Annotated in this window: 19 protein-coding genes; 13 read left to right on the top strand and 6 right to left on the bottom strand. The window is 34.8% G+C overall.

Features of this window, described 5'->3' with window-relative positions:
• The first annotated feature begins 26 nt into the window (after nucleotides 1-26).
• Nucleotides 27-1073 (top strand): 23S rRNA (adenine(2503)-C(2))-methyltransferase RlmN, encoded by a 1047-nt coding sequence (gene rlmN / locus EIG86_RS01485; RefSeq protein WP_127844379.1) that lies wholly within the window; start codon nucleotides 27-29, stop codon nucleotides 1071-1073.
• 94 nt (nucleotides 1074-1167) lie between these two features.
• Here rlmN and EIG86_RS01480 read toward each other — a convergent pair whose 3' ends face one another.
• Complete coding sequence (locus EIG86_RS01480; RefSeq protein ID WP_127844378.1) at nucleotides 1168-2733, bottom strand: T9SS type A sorting domain-containing protein; 1566 nt, start codon at nucleotides 2731-2733, stop codon at nucleotides 1168-1170.
• A 122-nt stretch (nucleotides 2734-2855) separates the two neighbouring features.
• Nucleotides 2856-3881 (bottom strand): T9SS type A sorting domain-containing protein, encoded by a 1026-nt coding sequence (locus EIG86_RS01475; RefSeq protein WP_127844377.1) that lies wholly within the window; start codon nucleotides 3879-3881, stop codon nucleotides 2856-2858.
• A gap of 105 nt (nucleotides 3882-3986) precedes the next feature.
• Between EIG86_RS01475 and EIG86_RS01470 the strand changes: the two genes are divergently transcribed.
• Nucleotides 3987-4964 (top strand): polyprenyl synthetase family protein, encoded by a 978-nt coding sequence (locus EIG86_RS01470; protein WP_127844376.1) that lies wholly within the window; start codon nucleotides 3987-3989, stop codon nucleotides 4962-4964.
• Nucleotides 4965-5022: 58 nt separating this feature from the next.
• The gene (gene dnaG, locus EIG86_RS01465) at nucleotides 5023-6984 is read left to right on the top strand and encodes a DNA primase (RefSeq protein ID WP_127844375.1); all 1962 of its coding nucleotides are present in this window, start codon (nucleotides 5023-5025) and stop codon (nucleotides 6982-6984) included.
• A 199-nt stretch (nucleotides 6985-7183) separates the two neighbouring features.
• On the opposite strand, the gene EIG86_RS01460 is transcribed toward dnaG, so the two are convergent.
• Together EIG86_RS01460 and nadE are read right to left on the bottom strand one after the other, a co-directional pair.
• Nucleotides 7184-7399 carry a PLD nuclease N-terminal domain-containing protein gene (locus tag EIG86_RS01460; protein ID WP_127844374.1) on the bottom strand — a complete coding sequence of 72 codons (216 nt, stop codon included), beginning with the start codon at nucleotides 7397-7399 and terminating at the stop codon, nucleotides 7184-7186.
• A 112-nt stretch (nucleotides 7400-7511) separates the two neighbouring features.
• On the bottom strand, nucleotides 7512-8291 hold the full coding sequence (gene nadE / locus EIG86_RS01455; protein ID WP_127844373.1) for an NAD(+) synthase: 780 nt from the start codon (nucleotides 8289-8291) through the stop codon (nucleotides 7512-7514).
• A gap of 84 nt (nucleotides 8292-8375) precedes the next feature.
• Here nadE and gldB point away from each other — a divergent pair, with 84 nt between their 5' ends.
• Genes gldB through EIG86_RS01440 form a run of 3 tightly spaced genes read left to right on the top strand, consistent with a single transcriptional unit; the run spans nucleotide 8376 to nucleotide 10055 of the window.
• Nucleotides 8376-9344, top strand: coding sequence for a gliding motility lipoprotein GldB (gldB, locus tag EIG86_RS01450; RefSeq protein WP_127844372.1), 969 nt, complete (start codon nucleotides 8376-8378; stop codon nucleotides 9342-9344).
• Nucleotides 9341-9691 (top strand): gliding motility protein GldC, encoded by a 351-nt coding sequence (gldC, locus tag EIG86_RS01445; protein WP_127844371.1) that lies wholly within the window; start codon nucleotides 9341-9343, stop codon nucleotides 9689-9691. The genes gldB and gldC overlap by 4 nt, the downstream gene beginning before the upstream one ends.
• Nucleotides 9672-10055 (top strand): GTPase, encoded by a 384-nt coding sequence (locus EIG86_RS01440; protein ID WP_127844370.1) that lies wholly within the window; start codon nucleotides 9672-9674, stop codon nucleotides 10053-10055. The genes gldC and EIG86_RS01440 overlap by 20 nt, the downstream gene beginning before the upstream one ends.
• 7 nt (nucleotides 10056-10062) lie before the next feature.
• Here EIG86_RS01440 and yihA read toward each other — a convergent pair whose 3' ends face one another.
• Complete coding sequence (gene yihA / locus EIG86_RS01435) at nucleotides 10063-10662, bottom strand: ribosome biogenesis GTP-binding protein YihA/YsxC (RefSeq protein ID WP_127844369.1); 600 nt, start codon at nucleotides 10660-10662, stop codon at nucleotides 10063-10065.
• A gap of 12 nt (nucleotides 10663-10674) precedes the next feature.
• The gene (locus tag EIG86_RS01430) at nucleotides 10675-11439 is read right to left on the bottom strand and encodes an alpha/beta fold hydrolase (RefSeq protein ID WP_127844368.1); all 765 of its coding nucleotides are present in this window, start codon (nucleotides 11437-11439) and stop codon (nucleotides 10675-10677) included.
• 349 nt (nucleotides 11440-11788) lie between these two features.
• On the opposite strand from EIG86_RS01430, the gene mraZ reads away from it, so the two are divergent.
• The 7 genes from mraZ to murD are packed head-to-tail and all read left to right on the top strand — an operon-like array spanning nucleotide 11789 to nucleotide 19451.
• Nucleotides 11789-12247, top strand: coding sequence for a division/cell wall cluster transcriptional repressor MraZ (mraZ, locus tag EIG86_RS01425; RefSeq protein ID WP_127844367.1), 459 nt, complete (start codon nucleotides 11789-11791; stop codon nucleotides 12245-12247).
• Nucleotides 12237-13139 (top strand): 16S rRNA (cytosine(1402)-N(4))-methyltransferase RsmH, encoded by a 903-nt coding sequence (gene rsmH / locus EIG86_RS01420; RefSeq protein ID WP_127844366.1) that lies wholly within the window; start codon nucleotides 12237-12239, stop codon nucleotides 13137-13139. The genes mraZ and rsmH overlap by 11 nt, the downstream gene beginning before the upstream one ends.
• Nucleotides 13140-13141: 2 nt before the next feature.
• Nucleotides 13142-13459 (top strand): FtsL-like putative cell division protein, encoded by a 318-nt coding sequence (locus tag EIG86_RS01415; RefSeq protein WP_127844365.1) that lies wholly within the window; start codon nucleotides 13142-13144, stop codon nucleotides 13457-13459.
• The gene (locus EIG86_RS01410) at nucleotides 13459-15423 is read left to right on the top strand and encodes a penicillin-binding protein (RefSeq protein WP_127844364.1); all 1965 of its coding nucleotides are present in this window, start codon (nucleotides 13459-13461) and stop codon (nucleotides 15421-15423) included. Before EIG86_RS01415 ends, EIG86_RS01410 begins: the two co-directional genes overlap by 1 nt.
• On the top strand, nucleotides 15420-16883 hold the full coding sequence (locus EIG86_RS01405; RefSeq protein ID WP_127844363.1) for a UDP-N-acetylmuramoyl-L-alanyl-D-glutamate--2,6-diaminopimelate ligase: 1464 nt from the start codon (nucleotides 15420-15422) through the stop codon (nucleotides 16881-16883). The genes EIG86_RS01410 and EIG86_RS01405 overlap by 4 nt, the downstream gene beginning before the upstream one ends.
• Before the next feature lie 3 nt (nucleotides 16884-16886).
• Entirely contained in the window at nucleotides 16887-18107 is a 1221-nt protein-coding gene (gene mraY / locus EIG86_RS01400) for a phospho-N-acetylmuramoyl-pentapeptide-transferase (RefSeq protein ID WP_127844362.1), read from the top strand.
• Nucleotides 18108-19451 carry a UDP-N-acetylmuramoyl-L-alanine--D-glutamate ligase gene (murD, locus tag EIG86_RS01395; RefSeq protein ID WP_127844361.1) on the top strand — a complete coding sequence of 448 codons (1344 nt, stop codon included), beginning with the start codon at nucleotides 18108-18110 and terminating at the stop codon, nucleotides 19449-19451.
• The last annotated feature ends 4 nt before the right edge of the window (nucleotides 19452-19455 follow it).

The following is a 19455-nucleotide window of genomic DNA, read 5'->3' as shown; positions in this document are numbered from 1 at the left end:
CTTAAGTTTTTACTTAATTTTGCGGCGTGGAAAAGAAAAAAGATATACGTGCGCTCAGCAAAGAGCAACTTCAAGATTTTTTTGTAGCCCAGGGCGACAAATCCTTCCGTGGCTCTCAAGTTTACGATTGGCTTTGGAATAAAGCCAGTTATAATTTTGAGGACATGACCAATTTGTCGAAATCTACTCGACAAATGCTTGAAGACAATTTTGTCATCAATCATATTGAAGTTGACGAAATGCAACGAAGCAAAGACGGAACGATAAAGAATGCGGTAAAACTTCACGATGGATTTACTGTTGAATCAGTTTTGATTCCAACCTTTTCGAGAACGACGGCTTGCGTTTCTTCACAAGTCGGCTGTAGCTTAGATTGTAAATTTTGCGCTACTGCAAAACTCAAACGCCTGCGTAATTTGAATGCCGATGAAATTTTTGACCAAGTGGTTGCCATTGACAAAGAAAGTCGTTTGTATAATGGAATCCCGTTGTCAAATATTGTTTATATGGGGATGGGTGAACCGTTGATGAATTATAATAATGTATTGAAATCTGTAGAGAAAATCACTTCTCCAGAAGGTTTGGGCATGTCTCCAAAACGAATTACATTGTCGACATCAGGCGTGCCAAAAATGATTAAAAAATTGGCAGATGATAAGGTAAAATTCAATCTGGCGGTTTCATTACACTCTGCCATAGACGAAGTGAGAACGCAAATAATGCCGTTTAATGCTAAATTTCCTTTGGCTGATTTACGCGATGCTTTAATTTATTGGCACGAACATACTGGAAAAGCTGTTACTTATGAATATATTGTATGGAAAGGCATAAATGATCGAGTTGAAGATATTCGTGCTTTGGTACAGTTTTGTAAACACATTCCTTGCAAAGTGAATTTGATAGAATACAACCCGATTGATGATGGTGAATTTCAGCAAGGTTCAGATGAAGCCGTTGCCAAGTATAAAACTGCTTTGGAAGCCAATTACATCACCGTAACTTTGAGACATTCTCGTGGAAAAGATATTGATGCTGCTTGTGGTCAATTGGCAAATAAACAGAAGGTGGTTTGATTTAAGAATCTTTTTTGTGTATAATTATTAAATTTGAATCATAAAAAAAGCTCTGGAATTTCCAGAGCTTTTTGATTTTAAAAGTAATTTCAAATTACTTTTTGATAAACTTAAAAGTTTCAGTTTTATCGCCAATTGTTACTTTAGTGATGTACATTCCGTTGCTTAAATTAGAAACGTTGATACTTTCATTACTATTTGAAAGTTTAGTGTTAATCATTTCTTGACCTAACATGTTGTAGATAATAACATTTTCAAAGTTCTGGTTAGCTTCTAGACCTAATTGACCGTCTTTGTAAAAATGAGTAAACTTAGAAGTTTCGAAGTTACTTGCGCTCAAAGTTTCACTTACAGTAAAGTCAAAAAGTAATAAAAATCCAGTAGAACTTGGTGTAGGTCCTGGTAGCCCATTAGCTTTAAAAACAATATAATAGTCGCCAGTTGTGTTAGGTGTAAATGTACCTGTACCGTTTAAAGCTTGGGCTTCAACATTTGCAAAATCACCATTTTGTTGAATACCACTATCTGTAAAAATTGTAGTCCCATTACTTGCGCTGGCTACTGTATTATCTGTTGCGATAATCATTTCAAAAGCCTCATTTGCAGCACCATTTGCGCCATTGTTTGCTCCATTATAAGTTACATCGATGTCATAAGTTGCATTAGCTAGCATCGGTATTGCTGGAGAAATTAAGTAATCTTCTTTTTGCCCTTGGTTAGTTCCGTTGGTAGCAAATGAAGACATTGTGACATCAGATAATGCAATTTCTTGTTGTATCCATGAATTTCCATTTCCATCTTCATCAATAATAGTATAACAGTTTTGGAAAGCAACCGAATCGTCAAAGCCTATTGTAACAGGAAATCCATTTTCCATAAATAAACTCCCACAATTTGTATCAGTATTGAAGCTTGCAGGACCTACCCATGGACTATCGCCGCTTGCACCGTCACAATTAGCTCTAATATAGACTTCGTAAGATGTGTTTTCTGTTAAATTGTCTATCGTCTCATTTGTGTTGGTAATATTAGAAATTGTTTCTAAACCACTACCTAATTCAAAACCTGGGCTTCCGTACTCGATTTCCCAAGTCGTATTTGCGCCATTAGAATCTGTCCAGTTTACGTCCACACTATTTAATGTTGTATTACTGAATTCAATATTTTCAGGCACATTACAGTTGAGTTTGGTTAATGTGAATGTCGTTTCTAATGGTGTCGGTACATTACAACCCCCATTATCTTGATATTCTGATATAATTAATGTAAAGGATGTGTCATCATTTTCATCATAGGTACCTACGTTGGCAGAAGAGCCTAGTGTAATATTTCCCATTTGATCACAAGTTAAAGTCGTGTCAAGATTATCATCAACAATAACATCACCGCAATCCAAAGTAAAAGTAACTTCTGTTGGCGCTTGATTTGCAATTCCGAGATCTTCTAGATAAAGCGCAGAAAAAACTCTAGACTCTGGCGTATCTCCCTCTGAAAGTAAAACAACTTGGTCTTCAAAACTCAATACGCCATTTTCTGGATGAATGGGTGTTTGTTGTTGAATAAAATAGCCGCCCAAGAAACTTCCATCAGGAACTGGGCATTGTGCTTGCGCAAATAAGCCTATTAAAAGTAATAAACTTAAAATTGTAATTTTCTTCATAAGTAGTATGTTTTTAGAATTCGGCAAGCAAAATAAACATTTTTTTTTAATAAATCTTAAAACAACTCAAAAAAAAAGCTCTGGAATTTCCAGAGCTTTTTGGTTTTAAAAGTAATCTGAAATTACTTTTTGATAAATTTGAAGGTTTCAGTTTTATCACCAATTGTTACTTTAGTGATGTACATGCCATTACTAAAACTAGAAACGTTTATACTTTCATTATTATTAGAAAGTTTAGTGTTCATCATTTCTTGACCTAACATGTTATAGATAGTTACATTTGAAATTACTTCATCAGATTCTAAGATCAATTTGTTATCTGAGTAGTAGTGTTCTAACACTTTTTTCATTTCAAAATTACCATTACTTAATGTGCTTTCAGTTGTAAAAGACCACACCGCACCAACAGTGCTTCCTCCTGGATTGTTGCTAGTAACTCTCCAAAAATAAGTAGAACTTAATTGTAATCCACTAAGTAAAAGTCCATTTCCGTTAACATCTGTTGTAAATAAATCAACGTTAGCATCAGTACCTAAATCAAATGTGTAAGTAGTTGCATCTTCGCTTCCATCAGGCAATTCCCAAGTAAACTGGTACTGCTGAACTGGATCGCCAGCTTGGTTAGTACCTTCACTTAAAAATACTGTAGATCCATCTGCTGGGTCTGGAGATATTGCAGCGTCAGGTGCATTAGGTACTGCAGATGTTGTAAACTCAAAATCAAATCCTGCATCGCTCCATCTGTTATCCCATGCTATGTAGTACGTAACACCAGCTTCTGCTAACCAACTTACTTCACTCAAAAAATTTTCTGCACTGATATCATCATTACCAGCTTCACAAACTAAACTTCCACAAGATCCAGAATAAACATGAATTCTTGTATCTCCACCAGAATTTTGCGTCAAATTAGTAGTTATGGATGCTACAATGTCAGTTGTAGATGAATATGTATACCATTCACCTGCAGGATTAGAAGGTACTGGTCCGTTGCCATCTGCACACAATGGAGTCGGAACATCTGATCCATCAATTGCACCAACTGTGTTTATTCCTTCGGTAACTGATACTGCACCCGCGCAAGTATCTTGTGCACTTACAGCAAATGAACCAATAAGCATTGCTAATAATAAAGTAATTTTCTTCATAATTATATTTTTTAAAATTTATATGTTTCAAATATAACAAACCAATTTACTTTTCAAAACACATTAAGAAATTTTCAGTAGCATTTTAACTATATTTGCTCCATATTGAAAACTGTATCTCAAATAAAGCAACCCATAGACCATGAAATGGAACTCTTCGAGAAGAAGTTTTCCCTTTTCATGTCTTCACGTGTGGCTTTGCTCAATAAAATCACACATTTTATTGTCAACCGCAAAGGCAAACAAATGCGACCGATGTTTGTGTTTTTGGTTGCTAAAATGGTTTCCAAAGGCGAAGTCAATGACAGGACTTATCGCGGTGCTTCTGTTATAGAATTGATTCACACCGCTACTTTGGTGCACGACGATATTGTGGACGATAGCAACCAGAGGCGTGGGTTCTTCTCCATTAATGCATTATGGAAAAATAAAATCGCAGTTTTGGTCGGTGATTTTTTATTGTCTAAAGGTTTACTCCTGTCTATAGATAATAATGACTTTGATTTGTTGAAAATCATTTCCGTTGCTGTTCGTGAAATGAGCGAAGGTGAATTGCTTCAAATTGAAAAAGCCAGACGATTGGATATAACAGAAGATATCTATTACGAAATTATCCGTCAGAAAACGGCAACACTTATTGCCGCTTGTTGCAGTCTCGGCGCGGCTGCCGTTAAACCCGAGTCGGAAGATATTGAAAAAATGCGAAAATTTGGTGAACTTATTGGTATGGCGTTTCAAATTAAAGACGACTTGTTTGACTACGGTGAACAGAAAATTGGTAAGCCTACAGGAATAGACATTAAAGAACAAAAAATGACTTTACCATTGATTTATGCTTTAAATCATGCTTCAAAAAAAGATAAAAACTGGATTATTAATTCTGTAAAAAACCACAATAAAGACAAAAAACGTGTCAATGAAGTTATTGACTTTGTAATAAAATCTGGTGGTTTGGATTATGCCAAAATCAAAATGAAAGATTTTCAGAAAGAAGCATCAGCAATTTTGAATACTTATCCTGCGTCTCCTTACAAAGCTTCACTTCAACTTATGATCGATTACGTTATCGATAGAGAAAAATAAGAACGATCTTATTTTTATTCAATTTTCGCATTAAATTTGAATCCAAAATATTTCAATTTTGATTAGCAAATCTACCATAGATAAAGTTTTCGATACCGCTCGTGTGGAAGAGGTAATTGGCGATTATGTTCAGCTCAAAAAATCTGGCAGCAACTTCAAGGGCTTAAGTCCGTTTACAGAAGAGCGTACGCCGAGTTTTATGGTTTCGCCGGTAAAACAAATATGGAAGGATTTCTCTTCAGGAAAAGGCGGCAATGTCGTAGCTTTTTTAATGGAACACGAGCATTTTACTTACCCTGAAGCCATCAAACATTTGGCGAAACGCTACAATATTGAAATCGAAGAAACAGAGCAATCTTCAGAAGAAAAGGAAAAAGCCAGCGAACGCGAAAGTATGTATTTGGTCAATGAATTTGCCAAGACTTTTTTCAAAAATCAAATGATGAATACCGATGAGGGTAAATCAGTTGGCCTGAGTTATTTCAAAAATCGTGGTTTCAATATGGAAACCATAGAAAAATTCGATCTTGGTTATTCACCAGATTTATGGCAAGGTTTTACAGATAAAGCGCTGGCTAAAGGCTATAAATTGGAATTTTTAGAAAAAACTGGACTCACTATTGTTAAAAACGACGGCGAGAAAAAATTTGACCGATTCAAAGGTCGAGTCATGTTTCCTATTCATTCTATGTCAGGCAGGACTTTAGGTTTTGGTGGTAGAATTTTGACCAATGATAAAAAGCAAGCAAAATATCTGAATTCGCCTGAAAGCGAAATTTATCACAAAAGTAAGGTGCTTTATGGACTTTTTCAGGCGAAAAAATCTATTGCTAAAGAGGACAATTGTTTTCTGGTAGAAGGTTACACCGATGTCATTCAGTTCAACCAAAGTGGGATAGAAAATGTCGTTGCTTCTTCTGGAACTGCGCTGACACCAGACCAAATTCGGCTCATCAATCGGTTGACCAACAACATTACAGTACTTTTTGATGGTGATGCGGCTGGTTTGCGTGCCTCTATTCGTGGCATCGATTTGATTTTGGAACAAGGCATGAATGTCAAGGTTTGTGTGTTTCCTGACGGTGAAGATCCAGATAGTTTTGCTAAAACCAATTCGTTGGAAGATTTACAAAACTACTTGGCAGAACATGCGCAGGATTTTATTCGTTTCAAAGCTTCATTGCTTTTAGACGATGCCAAAAAAGATCCGATCAAAAAATCTGAAGTGGTTCGTGACATCGTCAATTCTATTGCTAAAATTCCAGATCAAATTACGAAGGAAATTTATGTCCAAATGTGTGCGGATTTAATGGATGTTTCCGAAGAAGTTTTATTTTCCACTTTGGCGCAAATCACTGCGAAGTCTCAAAAAACATCTTCAAAGCAGACTGCAAAAAAGGAAATGAAGGTGGTCAAAGAAACCGCATCTGCAGAACCAAAAGTTGACCACCAATATGAACTAGAACGCAGCATCATTAGACTTTTACTGAAATATGGCGACAAAGAAGCTGTCTTTATGGATTACGAATTGGAGTTTGATGAATTTCATCGTGAAAAACTTGTGCCAGTGAAATCTGAAGATGTTGTTTATGAAAAGATTTTTAAAGATTTACAAATTGATGAAATCGAATTGTCCAATCAGATTTTCAAAGAATTATACGAGTTAATTATCAGTAAATATACTGAAATGGGAGTCTTGAAAATGGAGACTTTTATCAATCAAATTTCACCTGAATTGGCTCAGGAGGTTACTTCTATCATGATGGAATATGAAGTAAATCAATTGCACGATTGGAAACGACAAGAAATTTTTGTTATCGACAAAAGCGAACTCGACCCGCGTGAAGTTGTAGAAACGATTCTAAATTTACGACGTTTTCTAATTCGAAAAAAAGTGCAGGAACTAAGCGAGAGCGTAAGAGAACAAACCGATGATTTGCATATTGAAATTATCCAGGAAACGATGGATTATAACAGTCTAGAAGTCTTGATTTCAGACAAACTGAATCGCGTGGTTTGAAATTTTAAAGCAAGTTTAGGATTCACTTTCACTCTTACTTTTCTATTCGATTTCTGCGAAACGCTCTGTGGGAATTTTATTTATAGGAAATACATTCTTCTCATTGAAAATCAATCATTTAGCGATCTTTGCGAATTACTTTGCGCGCTCTGCGTGAAATAATTATATATTCAGGAAAACTTTAGTTAAAGCTGTAGGTTTAGTTAAGTTTTAATTTCTTTCTTCTACCAATAATTAAATATAAAATCGTACCTAAAAAAGGAACAAAAATAACCGCTAAAGCCCAAATAAGTTTTTCATTTTGTGGAAATTGGCTTTTTAAAACATCGACCAAACAATATATCCATAATATGATGCAAAGTATCAAAAATGATTGCCAAATTAGCAATTCGTCAGAAGTTATAAATAAATCCATATACTATGTTTTTCGATTTAATTCTAGATTCACTTACTAATATATAAATTCATTGTAAAACTAAAAATTTCTTTCTGAAAATTTAATCAGTTTTATCAAAAAACTTTGAAAATCACTTCAATTCTTTAGGGATTTCACAAATTGGAATTGGTTGCATTTTATGTTGATTAGCAGCATTCAGGCGTTTGTAAATGCTCAAAACTTCTCGTTGTCTTTCTGTCAAATCATCGGAATCGCCTAAAAATCTCATCGCCCATTCCAGTTCATCATAGCTCGCTCCGAGTTGGTCTTCATCGCTGCGACTGTCGCCAAACAAACCATCGGTAGGTGCTGCTTTTTGAATGTTTTCTATAATATTAAGATGGGCTGCAATTTCATAAACTTCACTTTTCATCAAATCTGCAATTGGACTCAAATCGACGCCACCATCGCCGTATTTGGTATAAAAACCAACGCCAAAATCTTCGACTTTATTACCGGTGCCAGCGACCAGATAACTGTGAATTCCCGCAAAATAATATAACGTTGTCATTCGCAATCTTGCTCTAGAATTTGCCAAACTTAGATTCATCTGATCTTCATCTTCAATTTTAGGTAGGTTTTCTTTAAAAGTTTCAAAAGTAGCTGTTAAATCTATATTTGTAGATGACACATTTTTAAATTCAGATTGTAAAGTTTCAATATGCATTTTTGCTCGATTCACTTGGTCTTTTGACTGATGAATCGGCATTTCTAAACATAATGTTGGCGCACCTGAAAGTGCACACAATTTGGAAGTTACAGCAGAATCTATGCCACCAGAAATACCAATAACAAAGCCTTTCTGTCCGCTTTTTTTTAAATAATCTTGCATCCAATTGACAATATAATCGATGGTTTTTTGCACTTTCATAAAATCTGATTTGAAGTTTAAATAATTACATTTGCAATCAAATATAATTATTCTCGACTATTGAGGATGTGAATACTTTAAATTATGAGAGTAAATTTAATTTTGTTAAGTCTAATTTTGATAATGATGTCTTGTCAGAAAGATTCAAAAGTCAATGATGAAGCTGAGGAAATGAATTTAGAACTGGATGTGATTCGGTTCGATAAAATTTTCGCTCAAGCTGAACCACAAGATTTAGGTGAACTCAAAACTAGGTTTCCAGATTTGTTTCCATCACAAATTCCAGACAGTTTATGGATTGAAAAAATGAACGATACGCTTCAAAATGAAATAAACAATGAAGTTTTAAAAGTTTTCCCTGATTTCGATACAGAACAAAAAAGAATCGAAAGATTTTATAAATACTTGAGCTATCATTTTGAATTTTTCAAACCGCCCAACAAAGTTATCACTTTAGCTGAAGAAGTGAATTATAGAAATAAAATTGTATTGTCTGAAGACGGTTTTCCTTTGATTTCATTAGATAATTATTTAGGAAAAGATCATAAATTTTATCAGGGTTTGCCTCAATACATTGCATTTATGCAAGATAAAAAGTTTATGATTTCAGATTTGGCAAAACTTTATGCAGAAGAAATTTTACTAAGAAATGAAGAACGAACTTTTATATCAGACATGATTTATCATGGTAAAGTCCTATATTTAAAAGACATATTAATGCCTTTTGAAACAGATACACAAAAAATATATTATTCCGATGAAGATTTAAAATGGGCGAAGGAAAACGAAACCCAAGTTTGGGCATTTTTTGTAGAAAATAAATTAATTTTTTCTACAGACAACAGACTCGCTGATCGATTTTTGAATTTAGCCCCATATTCTAAGTTTTACCTAGAGTTGGACAGTGAGTCTGCCCCTAGAATCGGACAGTATATCGGTTGGCAAATCGTAAGAAAATACATGGAGAAAAATCCAGAATCTACACTTGATAAGCTTATCGAAACCGAAGCTGAAGAAATTTTTAAAGCGTCAAATTATAAACCGAAATCATGATTAAAAAAGAATCAGAAATAAAAATTAAAGTCGAAACCGATGATAACCGCATTCCCGAAAAACTGACTTGGTCAGCTGAAGACGGTGGTGTAAATAACCAAGAAGCAAAAGCCGCCTTTCTGAGTATTTGGGATCACAAAGCGCAGGAAACTTTGCGTATCGATTTATGGACCAAGGAAATGCCAGTTGATGAAATGAAAAAATTCTTCCATCAAATTTTAGTTGGCATGAGCGATACTTTTCATCGAGCCACAGATGATGAAAAAATGACAGCCACAATGCGTGATTTTTGCGATTATTTCGCAGAAAAATTAGATATCAAAGCAGATGGCAAATCTAAAGAATAAACGATTGATTTTCGTCTATAACGCCGATTCAGGTGTTAAAAATAGCTTATTGGATAGTGCTCATAAGTTTCTAAAGCCAGAAACTTATGAGTGTAGTCTTTGTCAATTAACCTACGGACTTTTTTCTGAAAATAAAAAATGGAAATCTTTTCGAAAGAAGTCTGAAATCGAGTTTGAATTTTTGCATAAAGATGAATATGAGAAAAATTTCAAATCTAAATTTGAAGCTTTACAACCTTTGCCGGTTATTTTGTTTCAGGATAATTATGATTTGGATGTGTTTGTATCAGCCGAAGAACTCAATAAAATGAACGATGTTTCAGAGTTGATAGAGAAACTGCAAAGAAGAATTTCAAATTTATAACTAAACTTTATTTGATGTCTTCATTGATGCTTTGGATGTAGTTCAGGATTTCATCTTGTCCAATTTTGTGAGCCGAAGACGTTACAAAAACTGGCGGTAACATTTCCCAAGTTTCCATAAGTTTCATCTTATAGTTGGCAATATTATCTTCCAATTTCTTGGTTTTTAACTTGTCAGCTTTAGTGAAAACAATAGAAAATGGTACATTGTTGGTGCCTAGCCACTCTAGAAATTCCAAATCGATGGGTTGTGGATCATGACGCACATCTATAAGTACAAAAGTATTTGCTAATTGTGCACGCTTTTCAAAATACGCTGTTATGTATTTTTGAAAAGTTTTCTTTTCTTTTTTACTGACTTTAGCATAACCATATCCAGGCAAATCCACCAAGTGCCAGGATTTGTTGATCAGAAAATGATTTATCAATCTTGTTTTTCCAGGTTTCCCCGAGACTTTTGCAAGACTTTTTCGATCAGTCAACATATTGATTAACGAAGATTTTCCAACATTACTACGTCCAATAAAAGCATAATCGGGTAAAATTGAATTCGGGCATTTTAACACCTCCGAATTGCTCATTACAAATTCTGCTGAAGTAATTTTCATAACAAGAAAAATCTAGAAATTTCGTTTTTGTAACCAAGCGTACAAAACATTGTTGAATTGTTCTGGGTGCTCCATCATAGCGGCATGCCCGCATTTGTCTATCCAGAACAATTCAGAATCCGGCAATAATTTGTCAAAGTCTTTGGCCACTTGTGGCGGAGTAACTTCATCTTGTTTTCCCCAAATTATACAAGTTGGGGTGTCCATATTTGGTAAATCTTTAGACATATTATGTCTGATGGCACTTTTCGCAATAGATAAGGTTCTGATCAATTTACTGCGGTCATTAACGACTTCGTAAACTTCATCTATAATTTCTTGGGTCGCAATTTCAGGATTATAAAATACGTCTTGAGCTTTTTTCTTGATGTATTCATAATCGCCACGTTTTGGATAGCTTTCTCCCATAGCGCTTTCGTAAAGTCCAGAACTTCCTGTAATTACAAGCGCTTTTAGAATTTCAGGATACAATTTTGTGGTGAGTAAACCAACATGACCGCCCAATGAATTTCCGACCAAAATAACTTTACCGTAATTCTTAAAATCAATAAATTCTTTGATGTACTTGGTTAAGTTCTTAATGTTAGTTTTCAAAATTGGCATATCGTACAATGGCAATTCAGGAACCACAACTTTGTAGCCTTTTTCGGGAAAGAAATTCATCACACCGTCAAAATTGCTCAAACCGCCCATCAATCCATGTAGAATAACGATTGGCGTGCCTTCTCCTTTCTCAAAATACTTAAACTTGCCTTCTTGCTTGATATGTTCTTTCATTGGATACCGAAAATTTCAAAATCCAAATATAAAGATAATTGTAGAAGTAAAACTATATTCGTTTTAGTTGAAATATGAATTGATTGTAAATGAATACAAATCAGCATTTTAAGCACACTTATTTTTTAAAATATTTTTTGGATAAAAGCGGTTTTTAAGTCTTTTGCACGAGATTTTGGAATATATCCAAATCAGTTAGGTTTTTGTTTAAACAGTTGAAATACAGTTTTTTAATTCGAATTATAGCCTTCAAAAATATAGATTCTAGAAAAAGTTATCCACAATGTGGTAAAAAGTGGTAAAAAGTGGTAAAATTTTCAATATATTTGAAGTTGAAATCTATTGACTCATGAATCACCTCATTGGCACTTACGAATGCAAAGTTGACACAAAAGGTCGACTTATGCTACCGTCTGCATTAAAAAAGCAGATGATGTCGATTCTTGAGGAGGGTTTTGTGTTGAAACGTTCTGTATTTCAGCCTTGTTTGGAATTATATCCGATGAAAGAATGGGAGAGCTTGATGAACAAAATGAACGGTCTGAATAGATTTAATAAAAAAAACAATGATTTTATAAGAAAATTTTCTGCGGGTGTAAAAATGTTGGAAATCGACGGAAACGGTCGTTTGCTCATCCCGAAGGATTTAGTTGGTTTTGCTGATATCAAGAAAGAAATTGTCTTGTCTTCGGCAATCAATATCATTGAAATTTGGGATAAAAATAAATATGAACAAGCAATTAGCGAAGATGGAGGTTTTGCTGATTTAGCTGAAACTGTCATGGGAGATTTGCAAAATGAAGACTAATTATCACATACCGGTATTGCTGAAAGAAAGCGTCGATGGACTCAATATTTTTCCTGATGGAATTTATGTAGATGTCACATTCGGTGGTGGTGGTCATTCTGCTGAAATTTTGTCTCGACTTGGTGAAAATGGAAGATTATTCGCATTCGACCAAGATCAGGACGCCCAGCAAAATGTTTTAGATGATTCTAGATTCCAACTTATTCCTGAAAATTTCAAATTCATTAAACGTTTTTTGAGGTTAGAAGGTGTAAAACAGGTAGATGGTATTTTAGGAGATTTCGGAGTGTCTTCACATCAATTTAATGTTGGTGAACGTGGTTTTTCAATACGCTACGACTCAGTTTTGGACATGCGAATGGATCAGAAATCAGCTTTGAATGCTTCTGAAGTCATCAACACTTATTCTGAAGAGCGATTGGCGCAAATATTTTGGCAATATGGCGAAATTAAAATGTCAAGAAAGCTTGCTAAAGCTATTGTAGAAACTCGAAATTCTGAGCCGATAGAATCTACAAAAGCCTTGAATGATTTATTGATTCCGTTTTTCCCACCGACCAAAGTCAATAAGTTTCTGGCGCAAATTTACCAAGCTATCAGAATTGAAGTGAACCAAGAAATTGAAGTTCTCAAAGATTTTTTAGCACAAACCGCTGAGCTTATAAAACCTGGCGGACGAATTAGTTTGATTTCATATCACTCTTTAGAAGATCGATTGGTGAAGCGTTTTATTAGAGACGGTAAGTTTTCAGGTCAACCTGAAAAAGATTTCTACGGTAATTTTTTGGTGCCATTCAGAAAAGTAGGGAAAATGATTACGCCAAGTGAAATGGAAATTGCTGAAAATAACAGAGCAAGAAGTGCAAAATTAAGAATAGGAGAGAAGTTGTAAAGATGAAAACTAAGATGTCAGACATTTTAAAAGGTAAATTTTTGATTAGCGATGGTGCTTTTCAGAATTGGACTTTTATTGTCTTTTGCGCCGTCTTGGCAATTATCATGATAGCAAGTTCACACAGTGCGGAACAAAAAACCTTTCGCGTGGCAGAACTCAATCAGCAACTTAGAGAACTCAGAAGCGAATTTGTTGATATCCGTAAAGATGTCATGCAGAAGAAAATGGAATCCAATGTAGCTGAACAAATGAAAGAGCGATCAATTGGAATTTCAAATCAGCCGCCGTTCAAAATTATCGTTAAATCTAAAGACTAATGAAAAACGATAAGCATATATTAAGGAGATTTTATATTGTCGCCGCAGTTTTGCTGTTGGTGTTTTTTATAGTTGGTTACAAGCTTTTTGAAATTCAAGTTGTAGAGGGTCAAAAATATAAAGAAATTGCCCAAAATACTGTTTATAAGAATTTTACCATCGCACCAAATCGTGGAAATTTGTATGATACGAATATGAATTTGTTGGCGACTTCTGTTCCGAAATATGACATTAGATTTGATGCAGTAACGGTTTCTGAAGCCAATTTTCAACAATACGTACGGCCTTTGTCAAGTCGCCTTTCAGAAATGTTTGGTAAACCTGCGTCTTATTTTCTTCAAAAGTTAAAAAAAGCAAGAACCAATAAAAATAGATATCTACTTATTGCAACCAAATTGGATTATTCTGATTATGTAAAAATCAGAGAATTTCCACTTTTCGAATTAGGTCCTTATAAAGGTGGAATTATAACTGAACAATACACAGTTCGAGAGCATCCGCTAGGAAGAATTGGCGAGCGCACGGTTGGTTTCGGTAATGTTGGTCTCGAAGGCGCTTTCGATGAATATTTAAAAGGTAGAAAAGGACAAAGATTAAAACAAAAAATAGCCAAAGGCCAATGGAAACCAATCAGCGATATAAATGAAGTTGAACCAGTAGACGGTTACGATGTTGTTTCTACAATAGATGTAAATATTCAGGATGTGGCTCATCATGCTTTATTGGCTCAACTTGAAAAATTTGAAGCCGACCATGGCAGCGTCGTTGTTATGGAAACGAAAACCGGAGAAGTAAAAGCAATTTCAAATCTTGGAAGAGCTAAATCTTCAGGTAAATATTACGAAAAACTGAATTATGCTGTTTACGAAGCTCACGAACCTGGTTCAACTTTTAAGTTGATGAGTATGGTTGCTGCTTTGGAAGATAGAGTTATCGATACTAGTTCTGTTTTTGATACTGAAAATGGAGTCGTTAGGTTTTTCGATAGAAAAGTTTATGACTCTAAGCGTGGTGGTTATGGAAAAGTTTCTGCGGCAAAAGCTTTTGAAGTCTCATCAAATACAGCTTTTGCCAAAATGATTTATGAAAATTATAAAGACCAACCTGAACGTTTTGTCAACCGACTTTACAATATGGGATTGAACGAGCGCATTGGTTTGAAGATAAAAGGTGAAGGTCAGCCAAGTTTACCGCATCCAGACGATTCCAATTGGTACGGCACAACTTTACCTTGGATGTCATTTGGTTACGGTGTATCGATGACTTCTTTGCAAACCTTGACTTTCTACAATGCCATAGCCAATGATGGGGTGAAAATCAAACCACGTTTTATCAAACAAGTGAGAGATAAAAACACTTTAATCGATTCTTACGAGGAGCCAATCGTTCAGGGAAGTGTCTGTTCTGTTGAAACCGCCAAAAAGCTACAAGATATGATGAAAAAAACAGTCGAGCGTGGCACTGGAAGCAATATTTATAATGAAAACTTTTCTATGGCAGGCAAAACAGGAACATGCCAAACCGAATATTGGATAGAATCTGGACGATATGTGTCTTCATTTGCGGGCTATTTTCCTGCAGATGAACCAAAATATTCTTGCATTGTTGTCATTCATAAACCAAATCCTAACATAGGATATTATGGAAGCACCGTTGCAGCGCCAGTTTTTGCTAAAATTGCTCAGAAAATTCATATTGACACACCAATTCAAGATGAATTTTTGTCAGAAAATATTCAGCAAAATTTAGCCGATAGTTCGTATGAAGATTACTTTGAAATTTCTAAAAAACACCAAACCGTTATGCCAGATTTAAGAGGATATCCGGCGATGGATGCGGTTTCAATTTTAGAAAATTTAGGAATGAGAGTAAAACTTATTGGTGATGGAAAAGTCATCAAGCAATCTGTAAAAAGAGGACAAAAAATAAATAAAAATCAGCAAGTAAATTTAATTTTAAGTTGAAATCACTACAAGACATATTATACAAAACGCCAATTGAAGCAGTGAAAGGCGACACCAATATTGAAATAGAATCTCTTCATTTCGATTCACGACAGGTGCGCCAAAATGATGTTTTTATTGCGATTAGAGGTGAGGCAGCAGATGGTCATAATTATATTGAAGCCGCTGTGGCACAAGGAGCAATTGCTGTAATTTGTGAAGTTTTTCCTGAAAATATTTCACCAGAAGTCATTTACATAAAATATAAAGATACGCGAGAAGCTTTGGCAATCATGGCTTCAAATTATTATGAAAATCCTTCTGAAAACCTAAAACTTGTTGGTATAACTGGCACCAATGGCAAAACGACGATAAGTTCACTTTTGTTTCAAATGTTCAAAAAACTAGGCTATAAAGTAGGTTTGATTTCAACGGTTGTTATAAAGGTGAATGATAAAGATTATGCTACTAAATTAACTACACCTGATTCATTAACAATCAATAATTATTTGAAATTGATGAATGATGCTGGCGTAGAATATTGCTTTATGGAAGTCAGTTCACACGGAATTGCACAGCACCGAACTTCTGGATTGACATTTGCTGGCGGAATTTTCACCAATTTATCTCATGATCATTTAGATTACCATAAATCTTTTGCTGAATACCGAGATGTGAAAAAGCGGTTTTTTGATGAATTGCCAAAATCTGCTTTTGCAATCACTAATATCGATGACAAGAATGGCGAGTATATGTTGCAAAATACGAAAGCTCGAAAAAAAACTTATGGGCTCAAAAATTTAGCTGATTATAAAGTCAAGATTTTAGAAAAAAGTTTTTCTGGATTGAAATTGAATATCAACGCTAATGAAATTTGGTCAACATTTATAGGAGATTTTAATGCTTATAATCTTGCAGCGGTTTATGCAGCTACAGACCAATTGGGAATCGATGAACTAGAAAATTTACAATACTTAAGTAGTTTGAAACCCGTTGCAGGAAGATTTCAACATTACGTTTCAAATTCTGGCGTAAATGTGATTGTAGATTATGCCCACACGCCAGACGCACTTCAGAATGTTTTGCAAACTGCTAACGACATTAGAACTAAAAATGAAGAGTTGATAACCGTTGTCGGTTGTGGTGGCGATCGTGATAAAACCAAAAGACCAATGATGGGGAAAATTGCTGCTAATTTCAGTTCAAAAGTAGTTTTTACCAGTGACAACCCACGTACTGAGGATCCCGATGAAATTATCAAAGATGTTGAAGCTGGAGTAGAACCTCAGGATTTTTCTAAAACATTGAATGTTACCTTAAGAGATCAAGCCATAAAAACGGCTTGCAATTTAGCAGCGCCTGGCGATATAATTTTAATAGCCGGCAAAGGACACGAAACCTATCAGGAAATTCATGGCTTAAGGCGGGATTTTAATGATTTGAAAATTGTAAAATCAATGCTGGAACAACTTAACAAATAAATTATGCTGTATTATTTATTCGATTTTTTAGAAAATAATTACGATTTTCCAGGTGCACAATTGTTCCAGTATATTTCGTTTCGTGCAGCAGCAGCTATTATTTTTTCATTGCTGATTTCAACAATATTCGGTAAAAGAATTATTCTTTTTCTTCAAAGGAAACAAATAGGAGAAAGTGTTCGAGAACTTGGTTTAGAGGGTCAAAAAGAAAAAGCAGGAACGCCAACGATGGGAGGGTTGATTATAATTTTTTCTACTTTAATTCCTGTTTTGTTGTTTACCCAACTGACCAATATTTATATCATTTTACTAATTGTAACAACACTTTGGATGGGTGCAATTGGCTTTTTAGACGATTATATCAAAACTTTCAAAAAGAATAAGGAAGGTCTGCAAGGTAAATTTAAAGTAATTGGTCAAATTGGTTTAGGTCTTTTTGTTGGTGCGGTGATGTATTTTCATGAAGATGTTACTGTACGTTCGGATAATGAAGTAATTACAGAAGATTCTTCTTTTGTAATTTCGAAAACTTCTTCAGAAGTGAAATCTACAACAACCACGATTCCTTTTGTTAAAAATAATGAATTAGATTATTCAAAAGCAATTACTTGGTTAGGAGATGGTATGGCAAAATATGCTTGGCTCATTTTTATTCCGATTGTCATTTTTATAGTCACTGCAGTATCAAATGGTGCAAATCTTACGGACGGAATCGACGGTTTGGCTGCAGGAAGTTCTGCTATAATCGTGCTTACCCTAGGTATTTTTGCTTGGGTGTCTGGCAATGTTATTTTTTCAGATTATCTCAATGTTATGAATATTCCACGTTCTGGAGAAATGACCATTTTTATTGCTGCTTTTGCAGGGGCTTTAGTTGGTTTTTTATGGTACAACACGTATCCAGCACAAATTTTTATGGGAGATACAGGAAGCCTTACCATCGGTGGAATTATTGCTGTGATTGCTATTGCAACGCGTAAGGAATTGTTGATTCCAATTCTTTGTGGAATCTTTTTTATTGAAAACCTATCTGTAGTGATGCAAGTGGGTTGGTTTAAATATACAAAGAAGAAATTTGGAGAAGGTCGAAGAGTGTTTTTAATGTCTCCTTTGCATCACCATTATCAGAAACTTGGCTTCCATGAATCTAAAATTGTCGTCAGGTTTTGGATTATCGGAATCCTTTTGGCAGTAATTACAATTGTGACTCTAAAAATTAGATAAATGAAAAAATTAGTCATTTTAGGAGGCGGAGAAAGCGGAGTTGGAGCGGCAATCCTTGGACTCAAGAAAGGCTACGATGTATTCTTGTCTGATTTTTCTGAAATCAAACCTAAATTCAAGACTGTTTTAGAAAGTTTAAAGCTTGATTTTGAAGAGCAAGTTCACACTGAAGCTAAAATTTTTCAAGCTGATGTAGTTGTTAAAAGTCCTGGTATTTCAGATGATTTGGATTTAATTCGAGCTATTCGAAATCGAGGAATACAAGTGATTTCAGAAATTGAATTTGCCTCTTGGTATTCCGATGCAAATATCATTGGCGTAACCGGTTCCAATGGAAAAACAACGGTAACCAATATGGTATTTCATATTTTGAATGATGCAGGCTTATCGGTATCTATGGCTGGGAATATTGGATTTAGTTTTGCCGAACAAGTGGCTAGACAGAATTACCAAAATTATGTTTTAGAACTCAGTAGCTTTCAACTTGACGGAATTGATACTTTTAGACCACATATTGCAATAATTACAAGTATTTCTCCCGATCATTTGGACAGGTATCATCATAATTATGAAGAATACATCGCTTCAAAATTCAGAATTACAAAAAATCAAACTGAAAATGATTTTCTAATTTACAATGAAGATGATGAAGTGATATCCAACTGGATTGCGAATCACAACATTAAGGCGCAATTGGTGCCATTTTCAAAACACACAATAAACAATGATTTGTCTGCTTTTATTGAAGACAACACGATAAATATCAAATTAAAACATAATCTATTCACTATGTCTGTATCAAATTTAGCTGTAAAAGGCGAGCACAATACAAAAAATGCGATGGCAGCTTCTACTGCCGCGCGTCTGTTACAAATTAGAAAACAAACCATTCGAGAAAGTATGGAACGTTTTCAAGGTGTCGAACACCGTTTGGAACAACTTGGTAAAGTTGATAAAATTACTTTTGTTAACGATTCTAAAGCCACAAATGTGAACGCGACATTTTATGCTTTAGACAGTATGACTTCCCCAACAGTTTGGATTGTTGGTGGCGTGGATAAGGGAAACATTTACAAGGACTTGTTGCCACTTGTCAATGAAAAAGTCAAAGCGATTGTGTGTTTAGGGATCGATAATCAAAAAATAATCGAAGCTTTCAATAATTGTGTGGATTCTATATATGAAACTTCAAATATGAATGATGCCGTATCAAAAGCTTTCGCTTTGGCTGAAGATAATGATACTGTTTTATTGTCTCCAGCTTGCGCTAGTTTCGATTTGTTTGAGAACTATGAAGATCGCGGCAGACAATTCAAAAATGCAGTAGAACTAATAAAGAGATAAACAA

The organism is Psychroflexus aestuariivivens (assembly GCF_004010055.1).
GTDB classification, from domain to species: domain Bacteria; phylum Bacteroidota; class Bacteroidia; order Flavobacteriales; family Flavobacteriaceae; genus Psychroflexus; species Psychroflexus aestuariivivens.
The sequence above is the reverse complement of the archived record's forward strand: the minus strand, read 5'-3'. Positions and strand labels throughout refer to the sequence as shown.